Source organism: Arthrobacter sp. 8AJ, assembly GCF_902506025.1.
Classification (GTDB): domain Bacteria; phylum Actinomycetota; class Actinomycetes; order Actinomycetales; family Micrococcaceae; genus Arthrobacter.
This window is the reverse complement of sequence record NZ_LR733289.1, coordinates 1,439,173-1,455,276: the sequence shown is the minus strand read 5'-3', so window position 1 is coordinate 1,455,276 and position 16,104 is coordinate 1,439,173. Positions and strand designations below refer to the sequence as shown.

At 66.7% G+C, this 16,104-nt stretch carries 16 protein-coding genes; 6 read left to right on the top strand and 10 right to left on the bottom strand.

The window, feature by feature from the left end; all coding sequences use genetic code 11:
- Positions 1-16: 16 nt before the first annotated feature.
- Positions 17-1,243, top strand: a complete 1,227-nt coding sequence (locus BACI349Y_RS06800) for a DNA recombination protein RmuC (protein WP_159631465.1) — start codon at positions 17-19, stop codon at positions 1,241-1,243.
- 76 nt (positions 1,244-1,319) lie between these two features.
- On the opposite strand, the gene BACI349Y_RS06795 is transcribed toward BACI349Y_RS06800, so the two are convergent.
- Together BACI349Y_RS06795 and BACI349Y_RS06790 are read right to left on the bottom strand one after the other, a co-directional pair.
- A complete protein-coding gene (locus BACI349Y_RS06795) occupies positions 1,320-2,399 on the bottom strand; it encodes a 4-hydroxy-3-methylbut-2-enyl diphosphate reductase (protein ID WP_159631464.1) in 1,080 nt (359 codons plus the stop codon).
- A gap of 9 nt (positions 2,400-2,408) precedes the next feature.
- A complete protein-coding gene (locus BACI349Y_RS06790; RefSeq protein ID WP_159631463.1) occupies positions 2,409-3,260 on the bottom strand; it encodes a hypothetical protein in 852 nt (283 codons plus the stop codon).
- Positions 3,261-3,421: 161 nt separating this feature from the next.
- Here BACI349Y_RS06790 and xseA point away from each other — a divergent pair, with 161 nt between their 5' ends.
- Both xseA and BACI349Y_RS06780 read left to right on the top strand, forming a co-directional pair.
- On the top strand, positions 3,422-4,774 hold the full coding sequence (xseA, locus tag BACI349Y_RS06785) for an exodeoxyribonuclease VII large subunit (protein WP_159631462.1): 1,353 nt from the start codon (positions 3,422-3,424) through the stop codon (positions 4,772-4,774).
- Positions 4,771-4,989 (top strand): exodeoxyribonuclease VII small subunit, encoded by a 219-nt coding sequence (locus BACI349Y_RS06780; RefSeq protein WP_056334565.1) that lies wholly within the window; start codon positions 4,771-4,773, stop codon positions 4,987-4,989. Before xseA ends, BACI349Y_RS06780 begins: the two co-directional genes overlap by 4 nt.
- 82 nt (positions 4,990-5,071) lie before the next feature.
- On the opposite strand, the gene BACI349Y_RS06775 is transcribed toward BACI349Y_RS06780, so the two are convergent.
- The 6 genes from BACI349Y_RS06775 to BACI349Y_RS06750 form a co-directional block, all read right to left on the bottom strand.
- Complete coding sequence (locus BACI349Y_RS06775; RefSeq protein WP_159631461.1) at positions 5,072-5,926, bottom strand: polyphosphate kinase 2 family protein; 855 nt, start codon at positions 5,924-5,926, stop codon at positions 5,072-5,074.
- A 51-nt stretch (positions 5,927-5,977) separates the two neighbouring features.
- On the bottom strand, positions 5,978-7,198 hold the full coding sequence (locus tag BACI349Y_RS06770; protein WP_159631460.1) for a pyridoxal phosphate-dependent aminotransferase: 1,221 nt from the start codon (positions 7,196-7,198) through the stop codon (positions 5,978-5,980).
- 140 nt (positions 7,199-7,338) lie between these two features.
- On the bottom strand, positions 7,339-8,301 hold the full coding sequence (locus BACI349Y_RS06765; RefSeq protein WP_159631459.1) for an ABC transporter substrate-binding protein: 963 nt from the start codon (positions 8,299-8,301) through the stop codon (positions 7,339-7,341).
- Entirely contained in the window at positions 8,298-9,044 is a 747-nt protein-coding gene (locus BACI349Y_RS06760; protein WP_159631458.1) for an ABC transporter permease, read from the bottom strand. The genes BACI349Y_RS06765 and BACI349Y_RS06760 overlap by 4 nt, the downstream gene beginning before the upstream one ends.
- Positions 9,041-9,760: an ABC transporter permease gene (locus tag BACI349Y_RS06755; RefSeq protein ID WP_159631457.1), complete on the bottom strand. Its 720-nt coding sequence runs from the start codon at positions 9,758-9,760 to the stop codon at positions 9,041-9,043. The genes BACI349Y_RS06760 and BACI349Y_RS06755 overlap by 4 nt, the downstream gene beginning before the upstream one ends.
- Complete coding sequence (locus BACI349Y_RS06750) at positions 9,760-10,860, bottom strand: ABC transporter ATP-binding protein (RefSeq protein ID WP_159631456.1); 1,101 nt, start codon at positions 10,858-10,860, stop codon at positions 9,760-9,762. The genes BACI349Y_RS06755 and BACI349Y_RS06750 overlap by 1 nt, the downstream gene beginning before the upstream one ends.
- A gap of 239 nt (positions 10,861-11,099) precedes the next feature.
- On the opposite strand from BACI349Y_RS06750, the gene BACI349Y_RS06745 reads away from it, so the two are divergent.
- Positions 11,100-12,119, top strand: a complete 1,020-nt coding sequence (locus BACI349Y_RS06745) for a pirin family protein (protein ID WP_159631455.1) — start codon at positions 11,100-11,102, stop codon at positions 12,117-12,119.
- On the opposite strand, the gene BACI349Y_RS06740 is transcribed toward BACI349Y_RS06745, so the two are convergent.
- The gene (locus BACI349Y_RS06740; protein ID WP_159631454.1) at positions 12,116-13,066 is read right to left on the bottom strand and encodes an N-acetylglucosamine kinase; all 951 of its coding nucleotides are present in this window, start codon (positions 13,064-13,066) and stop codon (positions 12,116-12,118) included. The two genes, BACI349Y_RS06745 and BACI349Y_RS06740, sit on opposite strands and share 4 nt — an antisense overlap.
- 86 nt (positions 13,067-13,152) lie before the next feature.
- A complete protein-coding gene (locus BACI349Y_RS06735; RefSeq protein WP_159631453.1) occupies positions 13,153-14,127 on the bottom strand; it encodes a LysR family transcriptional regulator in 975 nt (324 codons plus the stop codon).
- Positions 14,128-14,224: 97 nt separating this feature from the next.
- On the opposite strand from BACI349Y_RS06735, the gene BACI349Y_RS06730 reads away from it, so the two are divergent.
- Complete coding sequence (locus tag BACI349Y_RS06730) at positions 14,225-15,460, top strand: MFS transporter (RefSeq protein WP_159631452.1); 1,236 nt, start codon at positions 14,225-14,227, stop codon at positions 15,458-15,460.
- A gap of 139 nt (positions 15,461-15,599) precedes the next feature.
- Entirely contained in the window at positions 15,600-16,103 is a 504-nt protein-coding gene (locus BACI349Y_RS06725; protein ID WP_159631451.1) for an Lrp/AsnC family transcriptional regulator, read from the top strand.
- Position 16,104 lies beyond the last annotated feature (1 nt).

The window sequence follows — 16,104 nt, the reverse complement described above, 5'->3', positions numbered from 1 at the left end:
GTGCAACAGTGAAGCCATGGATGCTTTTGCCTTGATTCTGGCCCTCTTCATGCTGCTGCTGGGTGCGCTTGCCGGCGCTGCAGCCACCTACTTCTCATTGCGCCGGAACTCGCACGCCCTGGAGTCGGACTTCGACCAGGTGTCGTCACGCCTTTCCGAGGTCACTGCGCAGCTGGCAGCGGCCGACGCCGAGCGGCGGCTTTTGGCCGCACAGAACCGTGAGCTGGGTGAGGCCCGGACACAGGACGGCACCGTGCTGCGTGCCCTGGCGCCCGTGGCCGAAAAGCTGTCCGCGGTGCAGCAGCAGGTGGCGTTGCTGGAGCGGGACCGGGTTGAGCAGTATGGCCAACTAGCCCAGCAGCTGCAGGAGGCCAGGCTGTCCGATGAACAGCTCATCCGTTCCACGCACGCCCTGGAATCGGCGCTGCGTTCCAACAGCGCCAGGGGCCAGTGGGGCGAGGTGCAGCTTCGGCGCGTGGTGGAGGCTGCAGGGATGCTCCGCCACGTCGACTTCGTGGAGCAGGTCCACAGCGCGGGCCACGACTCAACGGTGCGGCCGGACCTGGTGGTGCAGCTGCCGGGTGAAAAGCAGCTGGTGGTGGACGCCAAGGTGCCGTTGTCGTCCTACCTTGAGGCACAGGAACTGGGCTCGGTGGACCCGCGCCTGGCCCCGGCTGGACCGCAGTCGGCGAACGATGGCCGCAACAGGCAGGCCCTCCTGGCGGCACACGCCAAGGCCCTTAGGGCGCACGTGGATGCGCTCGGTACCAAAAAGTACTGGGATATCCCCGGGAACTCCCCGGAACTGGTGGTCTGTTTCATCCCGGCCGAGTCCATCCTGGCGGCGGCGCTGACAGCTGACGCCGGGCTCCTGGACCACGCGTTGTCCCGCAATGTCGTCCTCGCCTCGCCGAGCACCCTGCTGGCGGTGCTGAAGTCCGTGGCATTCACGTGGCGCCAGGACGTCCTGACAGACAGCGCACGCGAGCTCTTCGAACTTGCGCGGCAGCTGTACGACCGGATGGGCACGCTGGGCGAGAACGTCACCAAGCTCGGATCCTCGCTGAAGACGTCCGTGGACCGGTACAACGCCATGGTGGGAACGCTGGAAGCCAGGGTCCTGCCCACCGCGCGGAAACTCAACAGCCTGGAGGAAACAGGCTTGGTTGCACCCCCCTTGGTGGAGGTGCAACCGCGGGCGCTCGTGGCACCCGAGCTGCAGGGCGACGGGGAAGCAGCCTGACACGGCCGCCGAAATGCAGAATGGGCCAGGCAGCCAGTGGCTGCCCGGCCCATTCCGTTGGAATTGTGTGCCGGTTTTAGCTGCGGGTCCGTCGTCCGCCCAGCGCACGGCTGACATCGCCGGCCTGTTTCAGGGTGGCCCGGAGTTCCTTGGGCAGCGAAAATAGGAGGTCTTCCTCGGCCGTCACGACTTCCTCCACGGCTCCGTAGCCGTAATCAGCGAGCAGCCGCAGCACGTCCTGCACCAGCACCTCGGGAACGGACGCCCCCGACGTAACACCCACGGTGGCGACGCCTTCAAACCACGCCTCGTCAACCTCGTTGGCGAAATCCACCCGGTACGAGGCCTTGGCACCGTATTCGAGCGCCACCTCCACCAGCCGGACAGAGTTGGACGAGTTGGCCGAACCCACCACGATCACCAGGTCCGCCTTGGGCGCGATCTTTTTGATGGCCACCTGGCGGTTGGTGGTGGCGTAGCAGATGTCGTCGCTGGGCGGATCCTGCAGGGTGGGGAACCGTTCCTTGAGCAGCCGGACGGTTTCCATGGTCTCGTCCACGCTGAGTGTCGTCTGCGAAAGCCAGATGACTTTTTCGGGGTCGCGGACGGTGACCTGGTCCACTTCGTGCGGGCCATTAATGATCTGGATGTGTTCCGGCGCTTCCCCTGAAGTGCCTTCCACTTCCTCATGGCCGTCGTGGCCGATCAGGAGGATATCGAAATCGTCCTTGGCGAAGCGGACGGCTTCCTTGTGCACTTTTGTGACCAGGGGGCACGTGGCATCAATGGTGCGCAGGCCCCGGGTTTCGGCGGACTCGACCACTGCCGGGGACACTCCGTGGGCGGAGAAGATCACCAGGGCACCTTCGGGCACCTCATCGGTTTCGTCCACGAAGATGGCGCCCTTTTCCTCCAGCGAGCTGACCACGTGGACGTTGTGGACGATCTGCTTGCGGACGTACACGGGCGGACCGTAGTGCTCCAGCGCCTTTTCTACGGCGATCACGGCACGGTCAACACCGGCGCAGTAACCGCGCGGAGCGGCCAGCAGTACCTTCTTGGTGCCGTTCACGGGGGCCGCAGCTGCTACTTCCTCCGGGGAGCGGCGCCTGCGCGGAATGGTTGGCATCGAAAGGGATACAGCCGAGGTGGTCATGCCTCCATGCTACCGGCTGGCCCCAACCCGTTTCCGGGATGCGAACAACGTCACAATGCCCACCGCCACCAGGACGCCGCCGGCAACCCCGGCCGTGGTGATCCACGTTTGGAAGTCCGCGCCGGCGGCGGCAAGGAAATGGTCGCGGAACATATTGGCCACCGCGTTGCCGGTGTCCGTGGCCTGGGCGCGGGCTGAGCCCAGCCGCAGCCCCAGCCCCCACAGCCCGGCGAGCGCCAGTCCGCCGAGGCCGGCGGCCAGCAGTACCGTCCCGCGGCGGCGAGCCGCCACGAGCGCCAGCAGGAACGCTACGGCCGACCCGATGGCCAGGATGTAGCCCATGGGCGCGTAGGTGGCCAGCCGTTCAGTCCATTCCCTTTGCGCAGGCTGGCCTACATTGATCAGCGTCTGTTCCGGTGGATCGATGGGAAGCCTGGTGGTGCGGGAGATCTCCTCCGAGCCCAGGGCAACCAGTGGGGCAACGTCGAGGGTCAGGGACGACGCCGATGCTCCTCCCTGGGATGCCGCGGCAGGATCGGCAAAGCTGAGTCGGTGGCTTCTGCGGAGGGTCTCCTCCCAGGCCGCCGGATAGCCGGGCAACCCGGTCAGCGACTCCGCCGCCTTTTCAAGCATTGGCTCCACCAATCCCGAGAGGAACCCGGGAACCGACCCGGTGTCAATCGTTCCCACTGCGGCCGCGGCCAGTTTCTTTTGGAATTCCGTGTCCTTGCCAAGCGGAGCTGCAAGACGGACGAAGCCGTCTTCCTGGACGATGTTCCGGTCCACCCAGATGGCGGGAACGGCAACGGCGGCGAGGAGGATGCCCAGCACGGTGGCGATGGCAGAGATAAAAGTGCGCACAACAGGTCCTTAGGGGTTGGGGGCCTTATCCCATCCTAGGCAGGGTCCGGGGGCTGCCCCTGTCAGTCCCCGGTGCTAGACCTTATGGATAAGGTTGATTGACCGCCCACAACAGTTGAAGGACCGCATGCCCGCAGCACCAGCCTCCCACCGGCGTCCGCATGTCTGACCAGGCCTCCTTACCGGGTACCGCCCCCACCACCCTGCCGGCCACTGCGGCGGAAACCAGCCCGGACAACCCCTGGCCGCTGCAGCTGCTGTCGCAGAAGCTCAAGGCGCACATCGACCGCACCCCGTCGGCGTGGGTTGAAGGCCAGGTCATTGAACTGAACCGGCGCGGGACCAACGCCTACATCACGCTTCGGGACGTGGATGCCGAGGTGTCGCTGCCGGCATCCGTCTGGACCAAGGTCCTGGAGCGGCAGAACCTTCCACTGGAGCGCGGTTCACGGGTAGTGGCCCTGCTGAAACCGGAGTTCTGGCTGAAGACGGGCCGGCTGAACATGCTGGTACGGGACATCCGGCCGGTCGGACTGGGTGACCTGCTGGCCCGCATTGAGCGGCTGCGCCAGGCCCTTGCAGCTGAGGGTCTTTTCGCCGACTCCCGGAAGAAGCGACTGCCCCTGCTGCCGCACCGCATCGGCCTGATCACGGGACGGGACTCGGACGCCAAGAAGGACATCCTTCGCAACGCGGCCCTGCGGTGGCCGGCGGTCGAGTTCGAGATCCGCGAGGTGGCCGTCCAGGGGAACACAGCCGTGTCCCAGGTGGTCCGTGCCCTGCGTGAACTGGACGACCGGCCTGAGGTGGATGTCATCGTCATCGCCCGGGGCGGCGGGGCACTGGAAGATCTTTTGCCCTTTAACAGCGAGGAGCTGATCCGGGCCGTGGCCGCGGCCAACACGCCCGTGGTGAGCGCCATTGGCCATGAGGCGGACCGCCCGCTACTGGATTACGTCGCCGATCTGCGGGCCTCCACCCCCACCGACGCCGCGAAGCGAATCGTGCCGGAGGTATCCGAGGAACTTGCCGGGGTGCGCCAGGCGCGGGAACAGCTGCGGCGCTGCGTGGAACGGCTGGTGGACCGGGAGTCGGACCGGCTGGCGGCACTGCATTCGCGGCCCGTCATGGCGGCGCCCGAGGGCATGGTCTCCGTCCGGGGCGAGGAAATCGAACGGCTGCTGCGGCGCTCGTCCGCCGCGGTGAGCTCCACGGTGGTGCGGGCAGCGGACCAGCTGGAGCATCTGAAAGCCCAGGTCCGTGCGCTCTCACCGCAGAAGACCCTGGACCGGGGGTACGCCGTCGTCGAACTGGCAGGCGACCAGGCCGCACGGATCGCCGAGGCCGGCCACGCCGTCGTCCGCAGGCCCGCCGAAGCACCTGCGGGTGCCGCCTTGTCCATCCGTGTCGCGGAGGGCCGCTTCGGAGCCACCTCCACCGGCCCTGCGGAGTCCACCAGGGCACCGCACCCAGGAAACCCAGACCAGCACCAGGAAGTGGAAGAGAAGGCATGACCGAACAGAAACCAGAATCCGATGTCGCCGCGCTGAGCTATGAGGAAGCCCGGGAGCAGCTCATCGCCGTGGTGGGCAGGCTGGAGGCCGGAGGGGCAAGCCTGGAGGAATCCCTGGCCTTGTGGGAGCGTGGCGAGGCACTGGCCGCGCGGTGCGAGGAGTGGCTCGAGGGAGCACGAAAGCGCTTGGCCGCTGCCCGGGACCAGCCGCTGTAACCAACCAACCGCCGGACCGGGCCAGCCCTGGGAACCGCGGCTGTCAAACCGGGGGAACCTGCTCCGGCCCCACGGGCCCGGGTCAGGAACGGGCCACGAGCTCCCGTTCAATGTCGACGTCGAATTCAGCCTTGGGCCACTCCAGGCGGAAATCGGACAGCGCCGACATCACCAGTTGCTGCACGGCGATGCGGGCGAACCATTTCTTGTTGGCCGGAACCACGTACCACGGGGCAATCGCTGAGCTGGTCTCGTCAAACGCGGCCTGGTATGCAGCCATGTAGTCATCCCAAAAGGCGCGTTCCTTCAGGTCGCCACTGCTGTATTTCCAGTGCTTGGCAGGGTTGTCCAGGCGGGCCAGCAGCCGGGATTTCTGCTCATCCTTGCTGATGTTGAGCATCACTTTGATGATCTTGGTGCCGGCGTCGGTTTGGCGGGCTTCGAATTCGTTGATGGCCCGGTAGCGCCGGCTGATTTCTTCCGGGGTGGCCCAGTTGTGGACGCGGTGGATGAGGACGTCCTCATAGTGGGAGCGGTCAAAGATCCCCACCATCCCGGCTGCGGGGACCTCCTTCTCGATACGCCAGAGGAAATCGTAGGACTTCTCCTGCTCGGTGGGGGCCTTGAACGCCTTGAACTGGACGCCCTGGGGGTCCATGGTTGCCATGACGTGGTTGACGATTCCGCCCTTGCCGGCTGTGTCCATGGCCTGCAGGACCAGGAGGATCCGTTTCTTTCCGCCGGCCCGGGATTCGGCGAACAGCTGTTCCTGCAGCTCCGAGAGCGTCCCGTCCATCTCAGCCAGCAACGCCTCGCCGTCCGCCTTGTTGCCGTTGTAGCCCGGGGTGGCGTCCGGGTCCACCGCTGCCAGGGAAAATCCCTTTCCAACGCGGAGCGTCTCAGACGGATGCTGGTCGAAGCCAACGACGCGGGCCATGGGGTTCCTCTCCGCAGGGGGTACACGGGCCCGGTGGCCCGTGAGCACAGGCTAGTTCCCCTGGTACCTGCTTAGGAAGTCCCCCATGCGCCCAATGGCTTCTTCGATGTCCTTCACGTTGGGCAGCGTCACCATGCGGAAGTGGTCCGGGCGCACCCAGTTGAAGGCGCGGCCGTGGGATACCAGGATCTTCTGTTCCCTCAGCAGGTCAAGGACAAACTTCTCGTCATCCCGGATGTGGTAGACCTCGGGGTCAAGCCGCGGGAACAGGTACAGGGCGCCTTTGGCCTGCTGCGTGCTGACGCCGGGAATGGCGTTCAGCATGTCGTAGGCCTTGTTGCGCTGCTCCAGCAGCCGGCCGCCCGGGAGGATGAGGTCGTTGATGCTCTGGTAGCCGCCCAACGCCGTCTGGATGGCGTGCTGGGCCGGGACATTGGCGCACAGGCGCATGTTGGCCAGGAGGTTGATGCCTTCGAGGTAGTCGGCGGCGTCCTTCTTGGGTCCTGAAATGGCCATCCAGCCTGCCCGGTAACCGCAGACGCGGTAGGCCTTGGACAACCCGCTGAAGGTCAGGCACAGGACGTGGTCGCCCGTGAGGCCGGCCAGGTTCACGTGGACGGCGTCCTCGTACAGGATCTTTTCGTAGATCTCGTCGGCGAAAATCACCAGGCCGTGCTTTTCGGCCAGGGCCACGATGCGTTTCAGGGTCTGTTCCGGGTACACAGCGCCGGTGGGGTTGTTCGGGTTGATGACCACGATGCCCTTGGTGCGGGGAGTGATCTTGGCTTCCATGTCCTCCAGGTCAGGCTGCCAGCCGGACTCTTCATCGCAGAGGTAATGCACCGGTTTTCCGCCGGCGAGCGCTACGGAAGCCGTCCAGAGCGGGTAGTCCGGCGTGGGGATGAGCACTTCGTCGCCGGAGTCCAGCAGCGCCATCAGGGACATGGTGATGAGCTCGCTGACGCCGTTGCCCAGGTAGATGTCGTCAACGTGGATGTTCTGGATACCGCGGGTCTGGTAGTACTGCGAGACGGCGGTGCGGGCAGAAAAGATGCCGCGGGAATCGCTGTAGCCCTGGGCGTGGGGCAGGTGGCGGATCATGTCCACCAGGATGGCGTCGGGCGCTTCAAAGCCGAACGGTGCGGGGTTGCCGATGTTCAGCTTGAGGATCCGGTGGCCCTCCGCCTCCATCTGCTGGGCGGCTTCGAGGATCGGTCCACGGATGTCATACAGGACGTTGTTGAGCTTCGTGGACTGCCTGAATTCTGCCATCCCTCAAATATGCCACAGGAAGGATGAATGGCCGTTGAGACATCCGCCACATGGCCGACGGCGGCTGCCGGACCTTCGAAAGGCCGGCAGCCGCCGTCGTTGTCACCCGCGTGTTCCTGCCCTGGGCAGGGAACGCGGACCTACTTGACGATGCCCTTCTCCTTGAGCCAGTTGGTTGCTGCCGTCTTGGCGTCCTGCTTCTGGCTGCCGCTGACGGAGCGGTTGAGGTTGATCAGGTCATCGGTGGTGAGGGTGCTGGAGACCGAGTTGAGTGCCTGCTTAGCCTTGTCCGTCATCTTGGCCTTGTTGTACAGCGGCAGGACCTGCTGGGCGATGAAGTTGTTCTTGGGATCGTCCAGCACCACGAGGTCGTTGTCCGCGATGGACGGCGTGGTGGTGTAGATATCGGCCACCTGCACCTGGTCCTCCAGGAGGGCCTTGAGCGTCACCGGGCCGCCGCCGTCGCTGAAGGGCTCAAGCTTCTTGGGTTCGCAGTTGTAGTTCTTCTTCAGCCCAGGCAGGCCGTAGGCGCGCTCGGCGAAGGTGGCCGGGGCGCCGACGACGATCTGGCTGCAGACCTTGGCCAGGTCCTCAATGGATTTCAGCTGGTACTTCTCGGCCGTTGCCTTGGTGACCACCATGGCGTCCTTGTCTTCGGCCTTGGACACGTCCAGGACGCCAAGGCCATCCGGCAGCTTGCCCGGCAGCGCCTTGGCGATGTCACCGGCGGAGACTTCCGTGGCTTCCTTGTCCACGTAGAGCAGCAGGTTGCCGCTGTAGTCCGGCACCACATCCACTGACCCGTCCTGGACGGCCTTGAAGTAGACCTCGCGGGAGCCGATGTTCGGTTTGGTGGTGGCGGTGATTCCGTTGGCGTTCAACGCGCCGGCGTACAGTTCGGCGATGATCTGGCTTTCCGGGAAGTCCGCGGAACCCACCACCAGGGATGTGGCCCCACCGGAAGCGCCGGCGCTGGATGCGGGCGCGTTCTTCAGCGGATCGGACGAACCGCCGCAGGCTGACAGCGCCACTGCCAGGCCAAGCCCGGCGGCAAGGCCGCTGAACGCCCGCCTGCCGAGGCGCTGGGGACGGCTATCTTTCATGATTTACCTCCTTGTACAACAGTCTCCGCAACAACGGGGTCTGTGAGAGCAACCGCAGCCTCCTGGCTGCGGAAGGACAGCTTCGAGGCCCCTGGTGTCAGGAACAGCCTCTGGAACAGGGACAGGAGAAGGTCGACGGCGATGGCCAGCACTGCGATGAGAAGGGAACCTCCCAGCATCTGGGGGAAGTCGCTGAGGACCAGTCCGTCAAAGAGATACCGGCCCAGTCCGCCGAGGTTGATGTACGCGACCACGGAGACGGTGGCGATCACCTGCAGCACGCCGGTCCGGAAACCGCCGAACATGACGGTGAGGGCGTTGGGCAGTTCGGCCCGGAACAGAACCTGCAGTTCCGTCATGCCCATGGCCCGGGCGGCATCAACCACGTTCCGGTCCACGCTGGAGATGCCCGCGTAAGTCCCTGCCAGGAGCGGGGGCACCGTGAGGATTACCAGGGCCCAGATGGGCGGCATCAGCCCGATGCCTGCCAGGAGCACGAACAGGATCAGCAGGCCAAGGGTGGGCAGGGCGCGCAGTGCGCCGGCCAGGGCCACGACAGCGACGCGTCCCCTTCCCGTGTGGCCGACGAACATCCCGACGGGTACTGCAACGGCGGTGGCGATCAGCATGACCAGGCCGGTGTACTGGAGGTGCTCCCCCAGCCGGGCGGGAATGCCCATGCTTCCGGCCCAGTGCAGGGGGTCGGCGAGCCAGGCGAAGGTATCGGCGAAGACGTTGCTCATGCTGCCTCACCCACTGTGGAAGCAGCCTCTTCAGCAGCGGTGGTTCCGGAGGGGACGCCCAGGGCTCCGTGGTTCTTCAGCTTCCCGGCCCGCTCCCAAGGGGTGAGGACGCGTTCCAGGAGGACCAGGACGGCGTCCATCAGCAGCGCGAGGACCAGGATGGCGATGATGCCCACCACCACCTCGGTGACGAAGTCGCGCTGGAGCCCATCAGTGAAGAGCATGCCCAGGTTGCCCACGCCCAGGAGGGCCGCAACGCTGACCAGCGAGATGTTGCTGACGGACACCACCCGGAGGCCGGCAAACATGACCGGAAGGGAGAGCGGCAGGTCAACCTGCAGGAACCGGGCCAGGGGCTTGAACCCCATGGCCTGCGCGGCCTGGCTGACGTCCGCGTCCACGGAGTCGAAGGCATCAAGGGCCGCGCGCACCAGCAGGGCCACGGCATAAATGGTCAGCGCCACCACCACGTTGAGGGGATCCAGGATCCGGGTCCCCAGGATGGTGGGAAGGATGATGAACAAGGCCAGCGACGGGATGGTGTAGAGAAGGGAAGAGGCCGTCAGCACCACGGAGCGGAGCGCACTGTTTTGCCGCGCCAACTGTGCCAGCGGGATGGAAATGAGCAGGCCCAGGACCATGGGGACCAGCGCCAGCACCAGGTGCTGGCCGCCGCGCTCCAGGATCATGCCGGTATTGGCCAGGAACCATTCCATCAGAGGGCAGCCTGCCGCACCTGGCGCGCTTCTTCGATCAATGCCAGGACCTCACCGCCGCGGACCACGCCCAGGACCACGCCGTCGGCATCCACGGCGACGCCCAGGCCGGAGGGCGAGGACAGGGCGGCATCCAGGGCGCGGCGGAGGCTCTCTCCGGGGCGGAACAGCGAGCCGCCGGGAATCAATTCAGTCTCCGTGCCGGGTGCCGACCATCCCAGCGGACGCTTGTCCGCGTCCACCACCAGTTGCCAGCCGCCGGCAGCGCTGGAATCGGACTGGTACCCTCCGGAGGCCCGGATGATCGTGGGCACCGGGTGGATCGCCACGCCGTCGGACGGGGAAAAACCAAGGTGGCGGAAGCCGCGGTCGCGCCCCACGAAGGAGGCCACGAAGTTGTTGGCCGGCGCCCGCAGGATCTCCTCTGGCGAGGCGTACTGGGCCAGCTTGCCGCCGGTGGCAAAGACAGCCACCTTGTCGCCCAGGATGGTGGCCTCATCAATATCGTGGGTCACGAAAACGATGGTCTTGGCCAGATCCTTTTGCAGCCGCAGCAGCTCGTGCTGGAGTTCGTCGCGGACAACGGGGTCCACCGCGCTGAACGGCTCATCCATGAGGAGTACGGGCGGGTCCGCAGCGAGGGCACGCGCCACGCCCACGCGCTGCTGCTGGCCGCCGGAAAGCTGCGACGGGTAACGCCCACCCAGCGACGGCGCCAGGCCCACCACATCCAGGAGTTCTCGGGCACGCTTCCGGGCGTCCGCTTTGGAGACCCCGTTCAGGCGCGGAACGGTGGCGATGTTGTCCAGGACGGAGCGGTGCGGCAGGAGACCGGCGGACTGCATCACGTACCCCATTGACCGCCGCAGTTCCGCCGCCGGTACCGACGTGACATCCCGGCCGTCCACGGTGATGGTCCCGGACGTGGGTTCCACCATCCGGTTGATCATCCTGAGGGACGTTGTTTTGCCGCAGCCGGAAGGACCCACGAAGACGGTGACGGACCCTTTGGCGATGGACATGGACAACCCGTCCACGGCAGGCTGGCCGCCCGGATACTGCTTGGTAACGCTCTGGAACTCGATCATCGCCTGGTCCATGATGCGGACTTACCTGTTCTCTTGGACGGGCTGTTCCCAGCACCGCGACACTGCCATAAGCACGCTGATAGTTACGGTAACCCAAACCGGGTCAGGCTTCAGCAGCTGGGGCCCTAATCCGTACAAAGGAATCCCTACTGTAACCATTCGGAACCCCGGCCGGGATGGATGGGATTCACTGGATCCGGCCCTGCAGCGGCTCCTGTCACGGGCGCCGCGGCCGGGCCTACAGTGGAGGCGTGACCAACTTGGAAGTATCGCCGCAGCAGGAAGTTTGCCCACCCGCACCCGAAGGAGGGATGTCCGGCCCCTGCCTGCAGCTATGGCCGGAACGTGAAGTACCCCTGGGCGGCGTCCGCGCCATGAACGTCAAGCGCACGTTGCCCCAGCGCGGCCTTCCCACGATCGGGGCCTGGTGCTTCCTGGACAGTTTCGGCCCGGACCGGACCGCGATGTCCGTCCTTCCCCACCCCCACATCGGGCTGCAAACGGTCACCTGGCCGCTGGCGGGGCACATCCGCCACCGGGACAGCGTGGGCAGCGACGTGGTGGTGCGCCCCGGGGAGCTGAACATCATGACAGCCGGCCACGGCGTCTCGCATTCCGAGTTCGCTGTGCTTCCTGCCGGCGGCGGGGAGTTGCCGCTGCAACGGGGCCTGCAGCTGTGGGTGGCCCTTCCCGACGGGGACCGGCACCGGGAACCGGCATTCGAACAGCACCGCGAGCTGCCACGCGCTGCCGGGCCGGGCTTCACGGCGACGGTCATGGTGGGCGAGCTTGCAGGGGTGGCCTCCCCCGCAACAGTGTTTTCGCCGATCGTCGGCGCGGACGTTTCCTGCGAGGGCGAGGCGGTGCTGCCGTTGAAGCCCGGCTTTGAGCACGGCATCCTGGTCCTCGACGGCGGCCTGGCGGTGGACGGGCAGGACCTGCCGGCGGGACCGCTGGGCTACCTGGGCACCGGCCGCAGCGAACTCAGGGTGGAGGCTCTCCCCGGTACGAGGTTCCTGCTGATCGGCGGCGAGCCGTTTGGTGAGGAACTGCTGATGTGGTGGAACTTTGTGGGCCGCACCCATGACGAAGTGGAAAAGGCCAGGGACGACTGGGAGGCGCAGGCCGGCCTGCCGGACGCTGAGACGGCTGCAGCCCGCTACGGCCTGGTGCCGGGCCACGGCCCGGATGCCGGGGCGGAGGCCGGCCGGATTCCCGCTCCCCCGCTCCCCGGTGTCCGGCTGACACCGCGGAAGCGTTCCGTGGGCTAGGCGGGTTCGGCCACCAGCTGCAGCACGCCGAACACCGGTTCCTGGTCCAGCACCCTGACGTCGGTCACGCCGGTTTCGGCGAGGTTCCGGCGGAAGGACTCCTGCAGGGGTGCCACGTTCATGCCCAGACCGCCGCCCAGGATCACCGGACCTTCGATTTTCAGCTGGCCCAGCACCTGGCCGGCCAAAGCAGCGAGGTCCTGCCCGGCCTGCTCCAGCAACATGGCGCTGTCCCGGTGCCCGGAGGCCGCGGCTTCCACGACGTGCCTGGCCTGCTGCGCCCAGAAGCGCCTCCCGGTGTCCGGGGAGTGGAACAAGGCGATGAGCTTGTTGGGGTGGTCCAGCCCGCAGGATGCCAGGAGCGCCGCCGTAAGCTGGTCGACGGGCAGGCCCTGGTTCATCCTGCGGAGGCTGTGCCGCACCGCTTCCCGGCCCAGCCAGTAGCCGCTGCCTTCATCCCCCAGCAGGTATCCCCATCCGCCGGCCCTGGCCTCGCCGCCGTCGGCATTGCGTCCCCACGCGGCAGATCCGGTGCCCGCGATGACCGCTACTCCGGTGGCGGCGCGGCCCGCGGCCAGCAGGAGGCGGGAGTCATGGACAACGGTGACGCGTGCTTCGGGAGCCAGGGGCTGGATCAGCGCAGCCAGGGCGGCGGCGTCTTCATCGGTATCGATTCCGCCGGATCCCGCGTATACCCGGTCCACGTGACCTCCGCCGATCATGGCGAACAGGTCCGCAAGGTTGCGTGCCGCCTGCTCGCGGCTGACATTCTGGACGTTGGAGCTTCCGGCCGATTCGTCGGCTACGGGGTGGCCGTCCTCGAAACGGATGCCGTGGGTCTTGGTGCCCCCGATATCCAGCCCGATCGTGATGCCGTGCAAAGGACTGGCCGCGGAGCCTGCCGCTTGGTCAAAAGGAGTGGCAGAGGAGTTCTGGGTGTTTGTCACGTCACAAGGGTACTTGCCCCATGGTCTTTGGCACCCCGCCGCCCCTGCACCGGAAGCCAGCCGCCGCCGTCGGACATTTTCCCGGCTCAGCGGCCTGCCCTCGTGACCAGCCCGGCCAGTAGCGCGGGCCCCTGCCCCACCACCAGCTCGCGGAAAAGCCTGGCCGGAACCGGCTCGCTTTCCGGTTTCCTGCGCCGCCAGCTGACGCCGACTTCCCGGAAGGCGAGTGCCGAGTCCAGCGGAACCTCCACCCACCCCAGGTCCCCGGTTTCGGGACGCGGAGTCCGGCCGGGAGCGTCGCCGCCCGGCGGCAGGATGCTGACGCCAAGGCCGGCGGAGACCAGGCCGCGGACGGTGTGGGAATCCTGGCTTTCGAAGGCGATCCGCGGACGGTACCCGGCCTCGCGGAAGAGCGCGTCGGTCAGGGAACGCAGCCCATAGCCGGGCCCGAGCACTACGACGGGCTCCATCCGGATGTCGGCCAGCCGGGCCATCCGCTGCCGGGCAAGCGGATGGGCGTGATGCACCACCAGGCGCAGCGGCTCGCGGTACAGCGGCGCCGAGTCGAGGTTCTTGCCCGGCGGCGCCACGGGTGCCGTGAGGGCGAGGTCCGCCTCCCCCGCTGACAACTCATCCAGGCAGGTATCCCGGGCGCCTTGGCTAAGGCGGAAGCCGGTCCCGGGATGCCGGGCACGGAAGGCGCTGATCAGCAGCGGCAGGGTGGCTTCGCCGAAGGTGTGCTGGAAAGACACGGACACGGTGCCCCTGACCACCTGCGACTCGTTCCGCACCAGATCGAGTCCGGCCTGGAACTCTGCGAGCGCCTGCTCGACGTACGGCAGCAACGTGCGGGCAGCCTGAGTCAGGCGGACTCCGCGGCCGTCCCTGACCAGGAGTTCGGTGCCGACGGCGGCACTGGCCCTCGCCAGCGCCCGGCTCACCGTTGACTGGGGTACTCCGAGCAGTTCGGCCGTTTCCGTCACGTGCTCCGTCCGGCCCAGCTCTGCGAGCACCGGCAGCAGCGGCAACAACTGCGCAAGTTGTTTCCGGTCAGGCTCCATCGGCAGTTCCTCCCAAGGGAAAACAATCCATAATTGCTATCACTTTGGCATAAAGCATGCATTGGATGCATTCATCCGCCGAGACTACGCTGGCTGGATGCCTCAGAACGCAAGCGCCGGCACTGACGCTTCCCCCCTCTGGAACGGCCACGCCAAGGGATCCAGGGCCTACGGGCGGATCCTGGCCGGCCTGTCCTGCGCCGGCGTGGCCACCTTCGCCCAGCTCTACTCCACCCAGGCGGTCCTTCCCCTCCTGGCGGCCGACCTGCGCATCACTGCTGCCGAGGCCGCCCTCACTATTTCCCTCGCCACCGTTGGCCTCGCCGCCACGGTAATCCCCTGGTCCTTCCTGGCGGACCGGATCGGCCGGGTGAAGGCCATGATGTGGGGCATCACCGCGGCCACCATCCTGGGACTGCTGGTACCCATGTCCACCAGCTTCACCATGCTGCTGGTCCTGCGGCTGCTGGAGGGAATGGCCCTGGGCGGCATTCCCGCCATCGCCATCGCCTACCTGAACGAGGAAGTCAGCAAAGCCCACGCCGCCCTCGCCGCGGGAAGCTACGTGGCCGGCACCACGCTGGGAGGACTGTCCGGGCGGCTGGTGGCGGGGCCGGTTGGCGAGCTCTGGGGATGGCGGTCCGCGGCGCTGGCCGTGTCACTGCTGGCGACCGTTGCCGCCGTCGCGTTCCTTGTCCTGGTGCCCCGCGCCCGGGGTTTCGTCCCGGCCCCGGCTTCCGGGCTCCGCAGTGCCATCGGGACCCTGGGCGGCCACCTGCGCAATATCAGGCTGCTGGCCCTGTACGCCCAGGCATTCCTGATGATGGGCGGCTTCGTGGCGGTCTACAACTACCTGGGCTTCCGGTTGTCCGGTGCGCCGTTCGGGCTTCCGGCGACAGTGATCAGCCTGATCTTCCTTGCCTACCTGTCCGGCACGTTCTCCTCCCGCTGGGCGGCGGGGATGACCACGCGGTACGGCCGCCGGAGCGTGCTGCTGGCAGGACTTGCGCTGGCCCTGGCAGGACTGGCCCTGACACTCACCCAGTCCCTGGTCCTGATCCTGGCCGGGCTGGTGGTGTTTACCGGCGGTTTCTTTGCAGCCCACAGCATCGGCTCCGGCTGGACGGGTGCCATCGCCAGGACCGGACGGGCGCAGGCAGCGTCACTGTACAACCTTGCCTACTACCTTGGTTCCAGCCTGCTGGGCTGGGCCGGCGGCCTGGTCTTCCAGGCCTGGGGCTGGAACGCCCTTGCGGGAGCTGTCATGGTCCTGGCCTGCCTGACTGCGGCAACTGTCGCCGTCGTCCATCCGCCGGCGGAACGCGCGTCCTGAGCCGGCGTGCCGCGGACGAATTAACCAACTTCACGAGGCCTTGGGAGGGTTTGGATGTTCGGCAGGACGCGTGCCTGCTGCGCAGCTCGCGGCGATTCTGCGGTCTAGGATGAACTAGGACCGCTTGGAAGGAACCGCAGTGAGCACGAATGCAAGGAACACCAGGCCCGGGGCGCACCTGGAGCCGCTGGACGCCATCGACGAGCGGCTCCTCGCGGCCCTGGTGGCGGATGCCAGGATTTCCAACAAACAGCTCGCCGAGATGGTGGGGATTGCGCCCTCGACGGCACTTATGCGCACCCGTGCCCTTTCGGAGCGGGGCATCGTCCAGGGTTACGAGGCGAAGCTGAGCCTGTCAGCCATCGGCAGGTCCGTACAGGCACTGGTGGCTGTACGGCTCCGCGCCCACGACAGGGACCAGATCGACCGTTTCACCGCCCGCGTGCCGCACCTGCCCGCCGTGCTGTCCACCTTCCACACCTCAGGTTCGGTCGACTACCTGCTGCACATCGCCGTCGGGACTACAGAAGACCTGCGGGACTGGGTATTGGACAACCTGGCCACCGACCCCGTGGTGGGGCACACCGAAACCACCCTCGTCTTCGAGCACATCCAGGGCAACCACGGCCCGCTTCCGGACTAGC

What these genes read in the sequence shown, in the direction of transcription:
- BACI349Y_RS06800 (WP_159631465.1), top strand. Translation starts at nt 17, where the DNA reads ATGGATGCTTTTGCCTTGATTCTGGCCCTCTTCATGCTGCTGCTGGGT.
- BACI349Y_RS06795 (WP_159631464.1), bottom strand. Translation starts at nt 2,399, where the DNA reads ATGACCACCTCGGCTGTATCCCTTTCGATGCCAACCATTCCGCGCAGG.
- xseA (WP_159631462.1), top strand. Translation starts at nt 3,422, where the DNA reads ATGTCTGACCAGGCCTCCTTACCGGGTACCGCCCCCACCACCCTGCCG.
- BACI349Y_RS06780 (WP_056334565.1), top strand. Translation starts at nt 4,771, where the DNA reads ATGACCGAACAGAAACCAGAATCCGATGTCGCCGCGCTGAGCTATGAG.
- BACI349Y_RS06775 (WP_159631461.1), bottom strand. Translation starts at nt 5,926, where the DNA reads ATGGCCCGCGTCGTTGGCTTCGACCAGCATCCGTCTGAGACGCTCCGC.
- BACI349Y_RS06770 (WP_159631460.1), bottom strand. Translation starts at nt 7,198, where the DNA reads ATGGCAGAATTCAGGCAGTCCACGAAGCTCAACAACGTCCTGTATGAC.
- BACI349Y_RS06765 (WP_159631459.1), bottom strand. Translation starts at nt 8,301, where the DNA reads ATGAAAGATAGCCGTCCCCAGCGCCTCGGCAGGCGGGCGTTCAGCGGC.
- BACI349Y_RS06760 (WP_159631458.1), bottom strand. Translation starts at nt 9,044, where the DNA reads ATGAGCAACGTCTTCGCCGATACCTTCGCCTGGCTCGCCGACCCCCTG.
- BACI349Y_RS06755 (WP_159631457.1), bottom strand. Translation starts at nt 9,760, where the DNA reads ATGGAATGGTTCCTGGCCAATACCGGCATGATCCTGGAGCGCGGCGGC.
- BACI349Y_RS06750 (WP_159631456.1), bottom strand. Translation starts at nt 10,860, where the DNA reads ATGGACCAGGCGATGATCGAGTTCCAGAGCGTTACCAAGCAGTATCCG.
- BACI349Y_RS06735 (WP_159631453.1), bottom strand. Translation starts at nt 14,127, where the DNA reads ATGGAGCCTGACCGGAAACAACTTGCGCAGTTGTTGCCGCTGCTGCCG.
- BACI349Y_RS06730 (WP_159631452.1), top strand. Translation starts at nt 14,225, where the DNA reads ATGCCTCAGAACGCAAGCGCCGGCACTGACGCTTCCCCCCTCTGGAAC.